The following is a 15,138-nucleotide window of genomic DNA, read 5'->3' as shown; positions in this document are numbered from 1 at the left end:
GCGCAGGACGCGACAGGGGCGGGGCGATGGAGCAGACACACACCAGCCACAACGGCACGGCGGTCGCGCCGGGTACACAGCGCCGCGTGCTGGTCGTCGAGGACGACACCACCATCGTCGAGGCCATCTCCGCCCGGTTGCGGGCCGAGGGCTTCCTGGTGCAGACGGCCACCGACGGCCCGGCGGCCGTCGATGCCGCCGAGGCGTGGCAGCCGGACCTGATGGTCCTCGACGTCATGCTGCCGGGCTTCGACGGCCTGGAGGTGTGCCGCCGGGTGCAGGCCCAGCGGCCGGTGCCGGTGCTGATGCTGACGGCCCGCGACGACGAGACCGACATGCTGGTCGGCCTCGGGGTCGGCGCGGACGACTACATGACCAAGCCGTTCTCGATGCGGGAGCTCGCGGCCCGGGTGCACGTGCTTCTGCGCCGCGTGGAGCGGGCCGCGCTGGCCGCTGTCACGCCGCGCAGCGGCATACTGCGGCTCGGCGAGCTGGAGATCGACCACGCGCAGCGGCGCGTACGCGTCAAGGGCGACGACGTCCACCTCACGCCGACCGAGTTCGACCTGCTGGTCTGCCTGGCGAACACGCCCCGCGCCGTCCTCTCGCGCGAACAGCTGCTCGCCGAGGTGTGGGACTGGGCGGACGCGTCGGGCACCCGGACCGTGGACAGCCACATCAAGGCGCTGCGCCGCAAGATCGGCGCCGAGCGGATCCGTACGGTGCACGGTGTCGGCTACGCCCTGGAGACGCCCGCGCCATGAGATCGCTCCGGTCCCGGCTGCGCTCGGTCTCGATCTCGATCAAGACCAAACTGGGCACCCTCGTCGTCGTCTCGGTCTTCATCACGACCGGCCTGCTGATGGTGGCCCTGCGTACGGAGACCGAGCTGCGCTTCATCACCGTCTTCTCGGTGATCGCCACGCTGCTGATCACCCAGTTCGTGGCGCACGGTCTGACCGCGCCGCTGGACGAGATGAACACGGTCGCGAAGTCCATCTCGCACGGTGACTACACGCGCCGGGTGCGTGGCGCCGACCGCCGCGACGAGCTGGGCGACCTGGCCTCCACGATCAACCGCATGGCCGACGACCTGGAGGCGGTGGACCGGCACCGCAAGGAGCTGGTGGCGAATGTCTCGCACGAGCTGCGTACGCCGATCGCGGCGCTGCGCGCGGTGCTGGAGAACGTCGTGGACGGCGTCTCGGCGGCCGATCCGGAGACCATGCGCACCGCGCTGAAGCAGACCGAGCGGCTGGGCCGGCTGGTGGAGACGCTGCTGGACCTGTCACGGCTCGACAACGGTGTCGTACCGCTCCGGTCGCAGCGCTTCGAGGTGTGGCCGTACCTGTCGGGCGTGCTGAAGGAGGCCAATCTGGCCGCCGCGCAGCGCGGACTGGGATCCAACTCGGGCAGCCACACCCGTACCGATGTGCATCTGCACCTGGACGTGTCGCCGCCCGAGCTCACGGCGCACGCGGACAGCGAGCGGCTGCACCAGGTGGTGGCGAACCTGATCGACAACGCCGTGAAGCACTCGCCGCCGCACGGCCGGGTGACGGTACGGGCCCGGCGCGGGCCGCTGCCGGAGTCGCTGAACCTCGAAGTGGTGGACGAGGGGCCGGGCATCCCGGAGTCCGAGCGGCACAAGGTCTTCGAGCGGTTCAACCGGGGCAGCGTCCCTGCGCCGCACGGCCCCGGCAGCGACGGCGGTACGGGACTGGGCCTGGCGATCGCCCGCTGGGCGGTCGATCTGCACGGCGGGCGCATCGGGGTGGCCGAATCCGCACGTGGATGCCGTATTCAGGTCACCCTTCCAGGGATCCCGCAGCCGCGAGGTTGACGTAGGGTTCGAACCGGAAGGGCTCGTTCTGCGTAGAGACAGGCAGGACGCTGCCGAGGGTGTGCGCCGTCAGGGGCCGCAGCCGCGCTGTCCCCTACCCATTCGCAGGGCAACCACGCTTGTTTCCCGCCATTTCCAGCGCCGAAACACATCTCCAGATGTGATCTACGCGACGATGGAGCGCCCGGTCTGCACGTCCCGGCCAGGGAGGCGTAGCCTTTATTTCCGCTGTCCATCACCTTGTGAAGCGGAAGAGGGCGGTTGCCGCCGTGTCGTCTCAGTCCCCCAGTAACTCGAGTATCTCGACCGACCAAGACGGGCAGGGTCCTTCGAACCCTGCCGCCGCGTTCGGTGCCAATGAGTGGCTCGTCGACGAGATCTACCAGCAGTACCTCCAGGACCCGAATTCGGTCGACCGTGCCTGGTGGGACTTCTTCGCCGACTACAAGCCGGGCGCCGCGTCCGGCTCGGCGGACAAGCCCGCGGGCGAGGGTGCCGTAGCCGCGGGGGCTGCGAACACCGCGCCCCCCGCCCAGCCCCAGGCCCCGGCCACCCCGGCGCAGCCGGCAGCAGCGGCACCCGCACAGGCCGCTGCCGCCCAGGCTCCCGCCGCCCAGGCCCCGGCGCCCGCGAAGCCCGCGCCCGCCGCCCCGGCCCCGGCCCCGGCCCCCGCGGCGAAGCCCGCCGCCAAGGCGGAGCCCAAGGCCGCCCCGGCCACCGAGGCGCCCGCCGGCCCGGAGTACGTGCCGCTGCGCGGCCCGGCCGCCGCGGTCGCCAAGAACATGAACGCCTCACTGGAGCTGCCGACCGCCACCTCGGTCCGCGCCGTCCCGGTGAAGCTGCTGTTCGACAACCGCATCGTCATCAACAACCACCTCAAGCGCGCCCGCGGCGGGAAGATCTCCTTCACGCACCTCATCGGGTACGCGATGGTGCAGGCCATCAAGGCCATGCCGTCGATGAACTACTCCTACGGGGAGAAGGACGGCAAGCCGGTCCTGGTCAAGCCGGAGCACGTCAACTTCGGCCTCGCCATTGACCTGGTGAAGCCGAACGGCGAGCGCCAGCTGGTCGTCGCGGGCATCAAGAAGGCCGAGACGCTCGGCTTCTTCGAGTTCTGGCAGGCGTACGAGGACATCGTCCGCCGCGCCCGCAACAACAAGCTGACGATGGACGACTTCACCGGCGTCACCGTCTCGCTGACCAACCCCGGCGGCCTCGGCACCGTCCACTCGGTGCCGCGCCTGATGCCCGGTCAGTCGGTCATCATGGGCGTGGGCTCGATGGACTACCCGGCGGAGTTCCAGGGCACCTCCCAGGACACCCTGAACAAGCTGGGCATCTCCAAGGTGATGACCCTCACCTCGACGTACGACCACCGGGTCATCCAGGGTGCCGCGTCGGGCGAGTTCCTCCGTATCGTCGCGAACTTCCTGCTCGGCGAGAACGGCTTCTACGACGACATCTTCGAGTCGCTGCGCATCCCCTACGAGCCGGTCCGCTGGCTCAAGGACATCGACGCGTCGCACGACGACGACGTCACCAAGGCCGCGCGCGTCTTCGAGCTGATCCACTCCTACCGGGTCCGCGGCCATGTCATGGCCGACACCGACCCGCTGGAGTACCGCCAGCGCAAGCACCCCGACCTGGACATCACCGAGCACGGCCTGACGCTCTGGGACCTGGAGCGGGAGTTCGCCGTCGGCGGCTTCGGCGGCAAGTCGATGATGAAGCTGCGCGACATCCTCGGCGTCCTGCGCGACTCGTACTGCCGCACCACCGGCATCGAGTTCATGCACATCCAGGACCCCAAGCAGCGCAAGTGGATCCAGGACCGCGTCGAGCGCCCGCACTCCAAGCCGGAGCGCGAGGAGCAGCTGCGCATCCTGCGCCGCCTCAACGCCGCCGAGGCGTTCGAGACGTTCCTGCAGACCAAGTACGTCGGCCAGAAGCGGTTCTCGCTGGAGGGCGGCGAGTCCGTCATCCCGCTGCTGGACGCGGTCATCGACTCCGCCGCCGAGTCGCGCCTCGACGAGGTCGTCATCGGCATGGCCCACCGCGGCCGCCTCAACGTCCTGGCGAACATCGTCGGCAAGTCGTACGCGCAGATCTTCCGCGAGTTCGAGGGCAACCTCGACCCGAAGTCGATGCACGGCTCCGGCGACGTGAAGTACCACCTGGGCGCCGAGGGCACCTTCACCGGCCTGGACGGCGAGCAGATCAAGGTCTCGCTGGTCGCCAACCCCTCCCACCTGGAGGCGGTCGACCCGGTCCTGGAGGGTGTCGTCCGCGCCAAGCAGGACGTCATCAACAAGGGCGGTACGGACTTCACCGTCCTGCCCGTCGCCCTGCACGGTGACGCGGCCTTCGCCGGCCAGGGTGTGGTCGCCGAGACGCTCAACATGTCGCAGCTGCGCGGCTACCGCACCGGTGGCACGGTCCACATCGTCATCAACAACCAGGTCGGCTTCACCGCCGCCCCGGAGTCGTCGCGCTCGTCGATGTACGCCACCGACGTGGCCCGCATGATCGAGGCGCCGATCTTCCACGTGAACGGCGACGACCCGGAGGCCGTGGTCCGCGTGGCGCGGCTGGCCTTCGAGTTCCGCCAGACGTTCAACAAGGACGTCGTGATCGACCTCATCTGCTACCGCCGCCGCGGTCACAACGAGGGCGACAACCCGCAGTTCACCAACCCGCAGATGTACAGCCTGATCGACAAGAAGCGTTCGGTGCGCAAGCTCTACACCGAGTCGCTGATCGGCCGCGGCGACATCACGCTGGAGGAGGCGGAGCAGGCGCTCCAGGACTTCCAGGGGCAGCTGGAGAAGGTGTTCGCTGAGGTCCGCGAGGCCACCTCACAGCCCGGCCCGGCGCACAGCCCCGAGGCACAGGCCGAGTTCCCGGTCGCCGTCACCACCGCGGTCTCCCAGGAGATCGTGAAGCGGATCGCCGAGTCGCAGGTCAACATCCCCGACCGGATCAAGGTGCACCCGCGCCTGATGCCGCAGCTCCAGCGCCGCGCGGCCTCGGTCGAGGACGGCACGATCGACTGGGGCATGGGCGAGACCCTCGCCATCGGCTCGCTGCTGATGGAGGGCACCCCGGTCCGGCTCGCCGGCCAGGACACCCGCCGCGGCACCTTCGGCCAGCGCCACGCGGTGCTGGTGGACCAGGAGACCGGCGAGGACTACACCCCGCTGCAGTACCTCTCCGACGACCAGGCCCGCTACAACGTCTACGACTCGCTGCTCAGCGAGTACGCGGCGATGGGCTTCGAGTACGGCTACTCGCTGGCCCGGCCCGAGTCGCTGGTGATGTGGGAGGCCCAGTTCGGTGACTTCGTCAACGGCGCGCAGACCGTCGTGGACGAGTTCATCTCCTCGGCCGAGCAGAAGTGGGGCCAGACCTCCGGCGTCACGCTGCTGCTGCCGCACGGCTACGAGGGCCAGGGCCCGGACCATTCCTCGGCCCGCCCGGAGCGCTTCCTCCAGCTGTGCGCGCAGAACAACATGACGGTCGCCATGCCGACCCTGCCGTCGAACTACTTCCACCTCCTGCGGTGGCAGGTGCACAACCCGCACCACAAGCCGCTGATCGTCTTCACCCCGAAGTCGATGCTGCGCCTCAAGGCCGCCGCGTCGAAGGCGGAGGAGTTCACCACCGGCGGCTTCCGCCCCGTGATCGGTGACGAGTCGGTGGAGGCGAACGCGGTCCGCAAGGTCGTCTTCTGCTCCGGCAAGGTCTACTACGACCTGGACGCCGAGCGTCAGAAGCGCGGCGTCACGGACACGGCGATCATCCGCCTCGAGCGCCTCTACCCGCTGCCGGGTGCGGAGCTCCAGGCCGAGATCTCCAAGTACCCGAACGCCGAGAAGTACCTGTGGGCCCAGGAGGAGCCGGCGAACCAGGGTGCCTGGCCGTTCATCGCGCTCAACCTGATCGACCACCTCGACCTGGCGGTCGGCGCGGACATCCCGCACGGCGAGCGCCTGCGCCGCATCTCGCGGCCGCACGGCTCGTCCCCGGCGGTGGGTTCGAAGAAGCGCCACGAGGCCGAGCAGGCGCAGCTGGTGGCCGAGGTCTTCGACGCCTGACCGGCGGTCGTACGAGTCGGAGGGCCCGGCGCGCATCCCAGGATGCGGGCCGGGCCCTCCGGCGTGAGCAGTGCATATCCTGACGGGGAACGTTCTGACCTTTTGGAGCACGTCTTGTACTTCACCGACCGTGGCATCGAGGAGCTGGAGAAGCGGCGCGGCGAGGAGGAGGTCACCTTCGAGTGGCTCGCCGAGCAGCTGCGTACGTTCGTCGACCTCAACCCCGACTTCGAGGTCCCCGTGGAGCGGCTGGCCACGTGGCTGGCACGGCTGGACGACGAGGACGAGGACGAGTAGTCACCGCCCCTGCGGGCGGGCGCGGAGGCGGTCGTAGGTGAGGCCCAGCGCGCCCTGGGCGATCAGCAGCGCGGCCGCCGTCGCCCAGCCAGGGTTGCGGCGGGTGAGCGCCCAGGCCAGGAGGGGGAGGCCCGCCGCCAGTTGGGCGGTGGCGAGTGCGCGGGCGCGGGGGCCGCAGAGCCAGGGGCCGAGGGGGCCCTGTTCCACGGCGTCCAGTTCGGTGCGTACGGCGTCGAGCCAGCCGTGCCATTCCACCGGCTCCGCCCCCCGGGCCTCGGCGGCCGCCCACAGGCGGGCGGCCGGTTCGCCGGGGGTGAGACCCTGCGGGAGGGTGAGGCCGTGCCGGGACAGGACGGCCGTCAGGCCCAGCAGGCGGGCCGGGGCGTCGGCGTGCTTGTCGGGGCGGGTGAGGGGTTCGAGGTCCTGGACGTCCAGGACGGGGTCGAGCCCGAGGCGGGCGGCGAAGGTGTGCATGGCCTCGTCCTCGCCGGCGGGGGTGCCGTCCGCCAGCCAGGTGTAGCCGACGGGGCGGCGGAAGCCGGTCGCGAGGACGCACCCCGCGCGGTCCGTGTCCCACCACAGGGCCACCACCGGCCACGTCACGCCGACCGTCAGGGCGCCGGCCCAGCCCCCGACGACCCTGTCGACCGGTTCGGGGCCCTCCAGCCACGGCTTCCCCTCGGGGACGAGCACGCTCCAGTCGGGTCCGGCCGGGGCGAGGAGCAGCCGCTCGCGCAGCAGCAGGGCCGACGGGCGTACGGAGGCAGGGTCGGCCCGGCAGAAGAGCAGCGCGCCCAGGAAAGTCGCGTTCATGCGCCTTACGCTAGGCCAATTTGTCCCGTTACGGCGTTGTTGGGGCGCACTTGACTTCACCGCACCGCGATATATCGTGTGCCGTAACAGACGCGATATGTTGCGTCACGTCCCAGGGAGGTCCCATGCCGGAGTGGTCCGTCACCGAGCCCACCAAGCTGACCCTCGACGACGCACCCGTGACGGCGCTCAACGTGCGCATCGTCGACGGGACCGTCAACGTCGTGGGCACCGACGAGGGCACCGCCCGGCTGGAGATCTCCGAGATCGAGGGCCCGCCGCTGATCGTCACCCAGCAGGGCTCCACCCTGACCGTCACCTACGAGGACCTTCCCTGGCGGGGCTTCCTCGACTGGCTGGACCGCAAGGGCAGGCGCCGCAGCGCCGTCGTCTCCCTCGCCGTCCCGGCCGGCGCGCGCGTCGAGGTGGGCGTGATCGGCGCCGGCGCCGTCGTCTCGGGCATCCGGGGGCGTACGGACGTACGCGGCGTCACCGGCGACACCACGCTCGTCGGCCTCTCCGGCGAGGTCCGCGCCGACACCGTCTCCGGCGGCGTGGAGGCCCAGGCGGTCACCGGGGACCTCCGCTTCAAGTCCGTGTCCGGCGACCTCACCGTCGTCGACGGGGCCGCCACCTCCGTACGCGCCGAGTCGGTCAGCGGCGACATGGTCATCGACCTCGACCCGGCCGGCGAGCCCACCGACATCCGGCTCACCACCGTCTCGGGCGAGGTCGCCATCCGGCTGCCGCACCCCGCGAACGCGAAGGTCGAGGCCAACACCGTCGGCGGGAGCGTCTCCACCGCCTTCGAGGACCTGCGGGTGACCGGGCAGTGGGGCTCCAAGAAGATCACCGGCCGGCTCGGCAACGGCAAGGGCACCCTGAAGGCCACCACGGTGTCCGGCTCCATCGCGCTGCTCCGCCGGCCCGAAGCCTCCACCGGAAAGGTGCTCTGACATGCCCCCCGTCTTCGCCCACGGCCGGCTCCGCCTCTACCTGCTCAAGCTCCTCGACGAGGCGCCGCGCCACGGCTACGAGGTGATCCGGCTGCTGGAAGAACGCTTCCACGGCCTGTACGCGCCCTCCGCCGGCACCGTCTACCCGCGCCTGGCCAAACTGGAGGCGGAGGGCCTGGTGACGCACGCCACCGAGGGCGGGCGCAAGGTGTACTCGCTCACCGACGCCGGACGCGCGGAACTCGCCGGCCGCAGCGGCGAACTGGCCGACCTGGAGCGGGAGATCCGCGACTCGGTCTCCGAGCTCGCGGCCGAGATCCGCGACGACGTGCGCGGCGCGGCGGGCACACTGCGCCGCGAGATGCGGGCCGCGGCGGGCGAGACCCGTACGCCGCCGGCCGGGGGCGACGACTGGGCGGCGTGGCGCCGGGCCAAGCAGGAGTGGAAGGACCAGGCACGCCGGGCCAAGGACGAGTCCCGGCGCGCCCGCGAGGACGCGCAGGCGGCGCGCCAGGAGATGCAGCGGATCGCCCAGCAGGTCCAGGACCATGTGATGCGGGGCGAGGGCCTGGCCGACCTCGCCGGGCGCCTGGGCGGCCTGCTCGGCGGCGCGGCCCCTTCGACGCCGCCGGAGTGGGCCCACGACTCCGGCACGTCCGCCGACCCGGCGCGCGACCTGGAACGGCTGCTGGACCGCTTCCGCGACGACATCCGCGACGCGGCGCGCGACCACGGCGTCACGGCCGCCCAACTCACCGAAGCCCGCCGCCACCTCTCCACGGCGGCGGCCCACATCGTCGCGCTGCTGCGGGGCGCCAAGGAGTGAGCGGGGCAGCCCCTCTCAGGCGTCGTCGGGCAGAATCCGGAAGTGTGCGTAGGTGCGGCTGATCGGCCGCACGGTCCGGAAGTCCCGGATGTCCCGGGTGAGCACGGCGTCGGTGTCGTATTCGGCGGCCAAGCAGACGTTCACCGCGTCGACGAGGTCCAGGTCGAGATCCTTGTACCTGGCCCGTACGGCCAGGGCGGCGTCGAGGAGCTCCGCGGTGGTGTCGGGGAGGAGCAGCCGCATGGACTTCGTCCGTGCCGACAGCGAACGGAGGATGCTGTCGGCGGCGGACCTCCCGGCGAGGGAGGTCGCCACCTGGTGCACCTCCGTGAGCGCCAGAGGCGTGGCGACAAGGAGGCTGCATTCGTCTGCGGCCTTCCTCGCCGCCGTGTGAGCCGGATCCGCCCGGTTGAAGAGAGTGAGCAGCCCCGAGGTGTCCGCGATGACGATCACGAACGCGGCTCCTGATTGCGTCGCTCACGGGCGTCGAAAGCGTCCGTCACGGCGCGGCGGATGTCGTCCGCACCGATGGGGCCACCGAGATCGAAGGTCTCTTCGTCCTCGATGAACGGCTCGTCCCAGATGCGGGTGGCAAGGGCGATGCGGTGAATGCCTTCGCGGATTATTTCGGCCTCCGAGATGCCCCGGCGGGCTGCCGTCTCCTTGATCAGGGCGAGATCACGGTCATCCGCGTAGACGTTGGTGCGCTTGAGGGCCATACCCAAATGGTACAGGAGCTGTACCACGTCCGGGCGGGGGCACTCAGCTCGCCTGCGCGTCGCCGCCCGCCGCGGACATCGCCCGCTCCAGCGCCCCGTACGTCGCCCCGTGGTCCGCGAGGACGTCCGCGACGACGCCCGGGCGGGCCGCGAGGGCCAGCAGGAGGTGCTCGTCGCCGATGTGGCGGTCGCCGCGGCCCAGCGCCACGCGGAGGGACTGCTCCAGGGTGTCCTTCGCGGGGCGGCTGAAGGACCGGTGGCCGGACCACCACCGTTTCGACGTCCGGTCGCCCGCCAGCGCGCCCTCCCCGTGGGCCGCCTCGACCTTCGAGACGATCTCCGTCACGTCGATCCCGATGCCCGCCAGCGCGTCCGCGTCCGCCCGCGTCAGGCCGCCGCGCCGGCGCGCCTGGGCCAGGGCGGACTCCACCGAGGCGCGCCGGTCGGTGATCCCGAGCGCGGCGAAGGCGGCGGCCGACGGGGTGCCCTCCAGGTCGAGCAGGGCGAGCAGCAGGTGCTCTTCGGTGACGGAGCCGGCGTCCGCCCGTTCCGCGTGAGTCACGGCCCCCTTGACGACGTTCCGGGCAGCCTCGGTGAATCGCTCGAACATCAATGCCTCCCGTACTTCTTGTGTACGGCCTGCCGGCTGACGCCCAGCTCGGCCGCGATCTCCTGCCACGACCAGCCCTGGGCGCGGGCGCTGCGGACTTGTACGGCTTCCAGCTGCTCCAGCAGCCGCCGCAGCGCGGCCACGGCCCGCAAGCCCACCCGGGGGTCGCGGTCGCCCGCGCGTGCGGCGAGATCGGTTGCTTCGGTCATGCCGTCAACTTACGTTGACAAGCGAGGCGCGTCAACCCCGGTTGACGACGACCGTGACCGTCGCGCCCGGCACCGCCCGTACCACCACCCGCCCCGCCGGGCTCGGGACCACCCACGCCCGCCCCTCCACCGCCACGCGCCAGCCGCTCGGGCTGGGGGGCAGGGAGAGCTCCGTGGCGCCACCGCGTCCGGCGACATAGGTCAGCCGCGACGGGGTCTGCGTGACCACCCGGCCCGCCACCGCCTCCGCGTACGGCGCCGCCGTCTGCCCCTTGTTCGTACGCCAGGCGCCCGAGCCGTCCACCGCGCAGTACCCGCCGCCGTAGCACCACACGTAACCCGCCCACCCCGAGCTGTAGCGGTTCAGGGACGCGAGCGCCTCGCGGTAGAAGCGGCCCATGTTCGGCAGCGAGTTGTTCAGCGGGCCCCACTCCCCCACCACGATCGGTACGCGGTACTCCTTCGGGTAGGCGGTGACCGCCGCCTCGTACGACTCGATCCAGCCCGCCGACGGGTCGTAGTCCGCGCCCGCCTCCATCGCGGTGTTGTAGAAGTGCGGGGCGTAGACGACCTTGTGGTCCTTGATCCTGCCGAGGCCGGTCGGGACGCCCTCGCCCACGATCGGGGTCGGCTCGACGAACAGCCAGTTGTCGTCGTCGACCGAACGGACCGCGTCCGCGAGGCGGTTGTACAGGGGCGTGAGGTGGTCGCGCTCGATCCGCCGGGCCGCCGTCGGCAGGTCCTCGCCCTCGCGCAGCTCACCCATCGGCTCGTTGATGAGGTCGTAGCCGAGCACGGCCGGGTGGTGCTCGAAGCGGTCGGCGAGGACGCGCCACATCCGGGCCTGGGCGCGCCGCAGGTCCTCGTCCTCGTAGAGGTGGGTGAAGGCCCGCTGCACGGCCGGTTCGAAGTACTCGGCGAACCAGTCGTCCGGGTGCGGGGTGAACGGCAGGCCGTCGGTGCGGGTGGCCCACTCGGGGATGCCGCGGTGGCCGAAGGCCGGGCCGAAGACGTCCTGGTGGGCGTCGATCAGGACGTACATGTCGTGCTTGTGCGCCCAGTCCAGGATGCGCTCGATCTTGCGCAGGTACGACTGGCTGTACTGACCGGGTCGCGGCTCCAGGTCGTCCCAGAAGACCAGCAGCCGGGCGAAGTTGAAGCCCTGGGCCCGCATGTCGCGGAAGTGCTTCTCGGTGATGGCGGACAGGGCCGCGTCACCGCGGTTCCTCTTGTCCTCGACGTTCCAGCCGCGCAGCGTCAGGACGCGGCCCCGGTCGTCGGTGAGGCGGGGTATGTCCGGCTCGGTGGACGCCGCCTGGGCGGACGGGGCGAGGGTCAGCAGGGCGGAGAGCGCGAGAGCGACGGCACGCATGAAGGGACCTCCGGCACGGTGGACAGTGCCGGAGATCCCATCAGTGGAACTGACGGACCATCAAGAGGTGGTAAGAACAATCTTGCCGAACAGGTCGCCGGCCGCCATCTTCTCGAAGCCCTCCCGCGCCCGGTCCAGCGGCAGCACCTCGTCGATGACCGGCCGCACTCCGGTCGCCGCGCAGAAGGCGAGCAGGTCCTCCAGCTCGTCCTTGGTGCCCATCGTCGAGCCGACGACCTTCAGCTCCAGGAAGAAGATGCGGGTCAGCTCGGCGTGCGAGGGCCGGTCGCCGCTCGTGGCGCCCGAGATCACCAGCGTGCCGCCGGGGCGCAGTGACTTCACGGAGTGCGACCAGGTCGCCGCGCCGACGGTCTCGATGACCGCGTCCACCCGCTGCGGCAGCCGCGCGCCCGGCTCGTACGCCTCGACCGCGCCCAGCTCGACCGCGCGCTTGCGCTTGGCCTCGTCGCGGCTGGTGGCGAAGACCCGCAGCCCGGCCGCCTTGCCGAGGACGATGGCCGCCGTGGCGACCCCGCCGCCCGCGCCCTGAACGAGGACCGAGTCGCCGGGGCGTACGCCCGCGTTGGTGAAGAGCATGCGGTACGCGGTGAGCCACGCGGTCGGCAGGCAGGCGGCCTCCTCGAAGCTGAGCTCCTTCGGCTTCGGCAGGACGTTCCACACCGGTACGGCGACCTTCTCGGCGAACGTGCCCTGGTAGCGCTCGGTCAGGATCGAGCGGGGCTCGTTCGGGCCGACGCCGTGGCCGCTCTGGCCGATGACCGAGTGGACGACCACCTCGTTGCCGTCCTCGTCGAGGCCGGCGGCGTCGCAGCCGAGGATCATCGGCAGCTTGTCCTCGTCCAGACCGACGCCCCGCAGGGACCACAGGTCGTGGTGGTTGAGGGAGGCGGCCTTGACGGTGACGGTGGTCCAGCCGGGAGGGGCCTCGGGCGCGGGGCGTTCGCCCAGCTCAAGTCCGTTCAGGGGCTGGTCGCGGTCGATTCGGGCGGCGTAGGCAGCGAACATGACCTTGACCATAGGACGGACCGGTGCGCGGCGGTACCGCGCACCGGTGTGACGTACGTCAGTCCCGGCGGTACTGCGCCGGGCTGTTCTTGGTCGCCGGGTCCTCGTAGGAGCCGGTCCTTCCCCGGTCCACGTGGAAGGTGGTGAGGGTGGAGACCGGTGAGAGCGGGTCGCGGCGGTCGGCGATCACCCGCATATGGGCGCTGAAGCGTTCCGGCGTGACCTCGTAGACGTCGTATCCGTACCGATTGCCCTCGAAGTACTTCAGGTGCGGGTTGGCCTTGCCCATGAGGGGGCCGTTGGTCGCGTTCCAGTCGGCGGAGTACGCGCCCGAGGTCACCGAGTGGGCCGTGAACTCCGTACCGACGAGCGGCGAGGACGTGTCGTCGAAGTCGGTGCGGATGTCGTCGACGAACGCCGAGTGCCAGTCGCCGGTGATGACGACGAGGTCTTCGAGGCCGCTGGTGTGGACGTGGTTCAGGACCTCCTTGCGCTCGGCGAGGAAGCCGTCCCACTGGTCGGTGAACATGTACGAGCCGCCCGGCCGGCCGCGCAGCTGGCTGAGCATGATCGAGTTGGCCCACACGTGCCAGGAGTCGGGCGCCCGGTCGATGTTCCCCTTGAGCCAGGTCTTCTGGGCGGTGCCCAGGATGGTGCCGTTCGCCAGGTTCTGGGCCGACCGGTAGGAGCGCAGGTCGAGGACGGTGAGCTCCAGCAGGTCGCCCCAGCGGCGTACCCGGTGGATCTCGGGGTCGGGCAGCGCGGCGGTGGCGGAGTTGTCGCGGTGCGGCATGTTCTCGTACCAGGCCTGGTACGCGGCCGCCCGCCGCTGCATGAACGGCGCCCCGCCGCCCGTACCGCTGTAGTCGTTGACGACCTCGTGGTCGTCCCACGTCAGGAACCACGGGTGGGCGGCGTGCGCCTCGCGCAGGGAGGCGTCGCCCTTGTAGAGGGCGTGGCGGCGCCGGTAGTCGGCCAGCGTGAGGATCGCGGGCCCCTCATGGTCACGGACGTGGTCGCCTCCCACCGGCCCGTGCTCGTAGATGTAGTCGCCGAGGTGGACGACGAAGTCGACGTTCTCGCGCGCGATGCCCCGGTGGGCGGCGTAGTAGCCGTCGTGGAACGCCTGGCAGTTGGCGGCGGCGAACCGTACCCGCGAGACGCTGCCGACCGGCGCGGTCTTCGTCCGCCCGACGCGGCTGGTCTTCCCCAGCGCCTTGAAGGCGTACCAGTAGTGGCGGCCCGCTTGGAGGCCGCCCACGGGTACGTGGACGCTGTGGCCGAGCGTCGCGGAGGCGGGGGCCGTGCCCCGGGCCACGACCCGGCTGAGGGCCTGGTCCTCGGCGACGACCCACTCGACCTCGACGACCTCGGGCAGCTTCTGCTCCGCGGCGAGCGGCTCGGGCGCCAGGCGCGTCCACAGCACGACACCGGAGGGCTGTGGGTCGCCGGAGGCGACGCCGAGCGTGAAGGGCGCCGGGTCGTATTCGGCGCCGAGCGCCTCGGCCGCCTCGCGCGCCTGTGCGGGCGAGAGGCCCGCGCTGAGCGGCCAGACGACGTTCAGGGCTCCGACGGCTCCGGCGGCCTTCAGCAGGCCGCGTCGATCGAGCGTCACTTCTGTACCCCCGTGAGCGTGAGTGTGATCCCGTCCGCGTAACCGTCGTTCGAGGTGCCGCTTCCGGTACGGGTGAAAACGAGGAGCACGCGCGCGGTGCGGGCGCCGGGCGGTACGGCCGACCCGGCGGTGCGCTGGAGCAGTCCCGTACGACTGCCCCGCTCGGCGGCCGTCACGGGCCCCAGCACGCTCAGGGCCACCGGGGTCCCCTTGCCGTCCCGGAACTCCACCGACAGCCGGGCGCCGTCCTCCTGGGACGCGTATCCGCCGAGCCAGGCGCCCACCGCGTACCGCACCTGGCCGGCGTCGACGGCCGCGTGGCCGGTCGTCCCGGTGGCGGGCAGGGCGATGTCCTGCAGCAGGGCGGTGCGGGGCGAGTTCCCGCCGGAGAAGAACCGGCTGCCGCGCTGCGCGGGACCCGGGTCGGAGGCGGTGGGGTAACCCCCGCCATGGGTGTACGCGATCAGGGCGGGCGCGCCCTGCACGACCTGCCAGCCGGTGACGGTCCCGACGGGCTCGGCGGTACCTCCGGGACCGCTCTCGGCGTCGCCGTTGACGACCAGATTCACTCGCGCCTCCTGTGTTCGGTTGTCCGTGGGTGGCCTGGCGCGCTGCATCACAGCAGCCCCACATGAACCTCCGGAAGAGCGGCGGCGAACATTGCGCGGGCGGTCCAAGGACCCGTACGGAAAGTCCAACCGGGACCCCCCACCGGAGGCCCGGGCACCCGTCCGCACCCCCCACCCGAGGCCCGG

The 15,138-nt window shown here is 71.3% G+C and carries 15 protein-coding genes; 6 read left to right on the top strand and 9 right to left on the bottom strand.

What is annotated here, in order from left to right; genetic code table 11:
* Positions 1-26 precede the first annotated feature (26 nt).
* From BKD26_RS04610 to BKD26_RS04595, 4 genes are all read left to right on the top strand, one after another.
* Entirely contained in the window at positions 27-764 is a 738-nt protein-coding gene (locus BKD26_RS04610; protein WP_084896005.1) for a response regulator transcription factor, read from the top strand.
* Positions 761-1,843 carry an ATP-binding protein gene (locus BKD26_RS04605; RefSeq protein WP_084896003.1) on the top strand — a complete coding sequence of 361 codons (1,083 nt, stop codon included), beginning with the start codon at positions 761-763 and terminating at the stop codon, positions 1,841-1,843. Before BKD26_RS04610 ends, BKD26_RS04605 begins: the two co-directional genes overlap by 4 nt.
* Positions 1,844-2,112: 269 nt before the next feature.
* Complete coding sequence (locus tag BKD26_RS04600) at positions 2,113-5,940, top strand: multifunctional oxoglutarate decarboxylase/oxoglutarate dehydrogenase thiamine pyrophosphate-binding subunit/dihydrolipoyllysine-residue succinyltransferase subunit (protein WP_084896231.1); 3,828 nt, start codon at positions 2,113-2,115, stop codon at positions 5,938-5,940.
* Between the two features lie 114 nt (positions 5,941-6,054).
* Entirely contained in the window at positions 6,055-6,237 is a 183-nt protein-coding gene (locus BKD26_RS04595; protein WP_003961784.1) for a DUF6104 family protein, read from the top strand.
* On the opposite strand, the gene BKD26_RS04590 is transcribed toward BKD26_RS04595, so the two are convergent.
* Positions 6,238-7,050 (bottom strand): hypothetical protein, encoded by an 813-nt coding sequence (locus tag BKD26_RS04590; RefSeq protein WP_084896001.1) that lies wholly within the window; start codon positions 7,048-7,050, stop codon positions 6,238-6,240.
* Positions 7,051-7,175: 125 nt separating this feature from the next.
* Here BKD26_RS04590 and BKD26_RS04585 point away from each other — a divergent pair, with 125 nt between their 5' ends.
* Both BKD26_RS04585 and BKD26_RS04580 read left to right on the top strand, forming a co-directional pair.
* Entirely contained in the window at positions 7,176-8,006 is an 831-nt protein-coding gene (locus BKD26_RS04585; RefSeq protein ID WP_084895999.1) for a DUF4097 family beta strand repeat-containing protein, read from the top strand.
* A gap of 1 nt (position 8,007) precedes the next feature.
* On the top strand, positions 8,008-8,832 hold the full coding sequence (locus BKD26_RS04580) for a PadR family transcriptional regulator (protein WP_084895997.1): 825 nt from the start codon (positions 8,008-8,010) through the stop codon (positions 8,830-8,832).
* Between the two features lie 15 nt (positions 8,833-8,847).
* Here the strand turns inward: BKD26_RS04580 and BKD26_RS04575 are convergent, their stop codons facing one another.
* From BKD26_RS04575 to BKD26_RS04540, 8 genes are read right to left on the bottom strand one after another with little or no spacing between them, the layout of a single operon-like run.
* Positions 8,848-9,285, bottom strand: a complete 438-nt coding sequence (locus BKD26_RS04575; RefSeq protein WP_084895995.1) for a PIN domain-containing protein — start codon at positions 9,283-9,285, stop codon at positions 8,848-8,850.
* On the bottom strand, positions 9,282-9,551 hold the full coding sequence (locus BKD26_RS04570) for a CopG family transcriptional regulator (protein ID WP_084895993.1): 270 nt from the start codon (positions 9,549-9,551) through the stop codon (positions 9,282-9,284). The genes BKD26_RS04575 and BKD26_RS04570 overlap by 4 nt, the downstream gene beginning before the upstream one ends.
* A 43-nt stretch (positions 9,552-9,594) precedes the next feature.
* Positions 9,595-10,161, bottom strand: coding sequence for a Clp protease N-terminal domain-containing protein (locus BKD26_RS04565; protein WP_084895991.1), 567 nt, complete (start codon positions 10,159-10,161; stop codon positions 9,595-9,597).
* Positions 10,161-10,370 (bottom strand): helix-turn-helix domain-containing protein, encoded by a 210-nt coding sequence (locus tag BKD26_RS04560; RefSeq protein WP_056794174.1) that lies wholly within the window; start codon positions 10,368-10,370, stop codon positions 10,161-10,163. Before BKD26_RS04560 ends, BKD26_RS04565 begins: the two co-directional genes overlap by 1 nt.
* A gap of 31 nt (positions 10,371-10,401) precedes the next feature.
* Positions 10,402-11,742, bottom strand: coding sequence for a cellulase family glycosylhydrolase (locus BKD26_RS04555; protein ID WP_084895989.1), 1,341 nt, complete (start codon positions 11,740-11,742; stop codon positions 10,402-10,404).
* Positions 11,743-11,802: 60 nt separating this feature from the next.
* Positions 11,803-12,768, bottom strand: coding sequence for a zinc-binding dehydrogenase (locus BKD26_RS04550; RefSeq protein WP_084896228.1), 966 nt, complete (start codon positions 12,766-12,768; stop codon positions 11,803-11,805).
* Positions 12,769-12,826: 58 nt separating this feature from the next.
* Positions 12,827-14,383 carry an alkaline phosphatase D family protein gene (locus BKD26_RS04545; protein WP_084895987.1) on the bottom strand — a complete coding sequence of 519 codons (1,557 nt, stop codon included), beginning with the start codon at positions 14,381-14,383 and terminating at the stop codon, positions 12,827-12,829.
* Positions 14,380-14,952: a phosphoesterase gene (locus BKD26_RS04540; RefSeq protein ID WP_084895985.1), complete on the bottom strand. Its 573-nt coding sequence runs from the start codon at positions 14,950-14,952 to the stop codon at positions 14,380-14,382. Before BKD26_RS04540 ends, BKD26_RS04545 begins: the two co-directional genes overlap by 4 nt.
* Positions 14,953-15,138: the final 186 nt, after the last annotated feature.

The sequence above is a fragment of the Streptomyces sp. CB03238 genome (assembly GCF_002099185.1).
In the GTDB taxonomy this organism is placed as follows: domain Bacteria; phylum Actinomycetota; class Actinomycetes; order Streptomycetales; family Streptomycetaceae; genus Streptomyces.
Note: the sequence above shows the minus strand (reverse complement) of the source record. Positions and strands in the feature narration are given on the sequence as shown.

Bases quoted from the DNA above. Each gene is read 5' to 3' on its own strand.
- BKD26_RS04605 (WP_084896003.1), top strand. From the start codon at position 761: ATGAGATCGCTCCGGTCCCGGCTGCGCTCGGTCTCGATCTCGATCAAG.
- BKD26_RS04550 (WP_084896228.1), bottom strand. From the start codon at position 12,768: ATGTTCGCTGCCTACGCCGCCCGAATCGACCGCGACCAGCCCCTGAAC.
- BKD26_RS04590 (WP_084896001.1), bottom strand. From the start codon at position 7,050: ATGAACGCGACTTTCCTGGGCGCGCTGCTCTTCTGCCGGGCCGACCCT.
- BKD26_RS04565 (WP_084895991.1), bottom strand. From the start codon at position 10,161: ATGTTCGAGCGATTCACCGAGGCTGCCCGGAACGTCGTCAAGGGGGCC.
- BKD26_RS04570 (WP_084895993.1), bottom strand. From the start codon at position 9,551: ATGGCCCTCAAGCGCACCAACGTCTACGCGGATGACCGTGATCTCGCC.
- BKD26_RS04560 (WP_056794174.1), bottom strand. From the start codon at position 10,370: ATGACCGAAGCAACCGATCTCGCCGCACGCGCGGGCGACCGCGACCCC.
- BKD26_RS04585 (WP_084895999.1), top strand. From the start codon at position 7,176: ATGCCGGAGTGGTCCGTCACCGAGCCCACCAAGCTGACCCTCGACGAC.
- BKD26_RS04610 (WP_084896005.1), top strand. From the start codon at position 27: ATGGAGCAGACACACACCAGCCACAACGGCACGGCGGTCGCGCCGGGT.
- BKD26_RS04580 (WP_084895997.1), top strand. From the start codon at position 8,008: ATGCCCCCCGTCTTCGCCCACGGCCGGCTCCGCCTCTACCTGCTCAAG.
- BKD26_RS04555 (WP_084895989.1), bottom strand. From the start codon at position 11,742: ATGCGTGCCGTCGCTCTCGCGCTCTCCGCCCTGCTGACCCTCGCCCCG.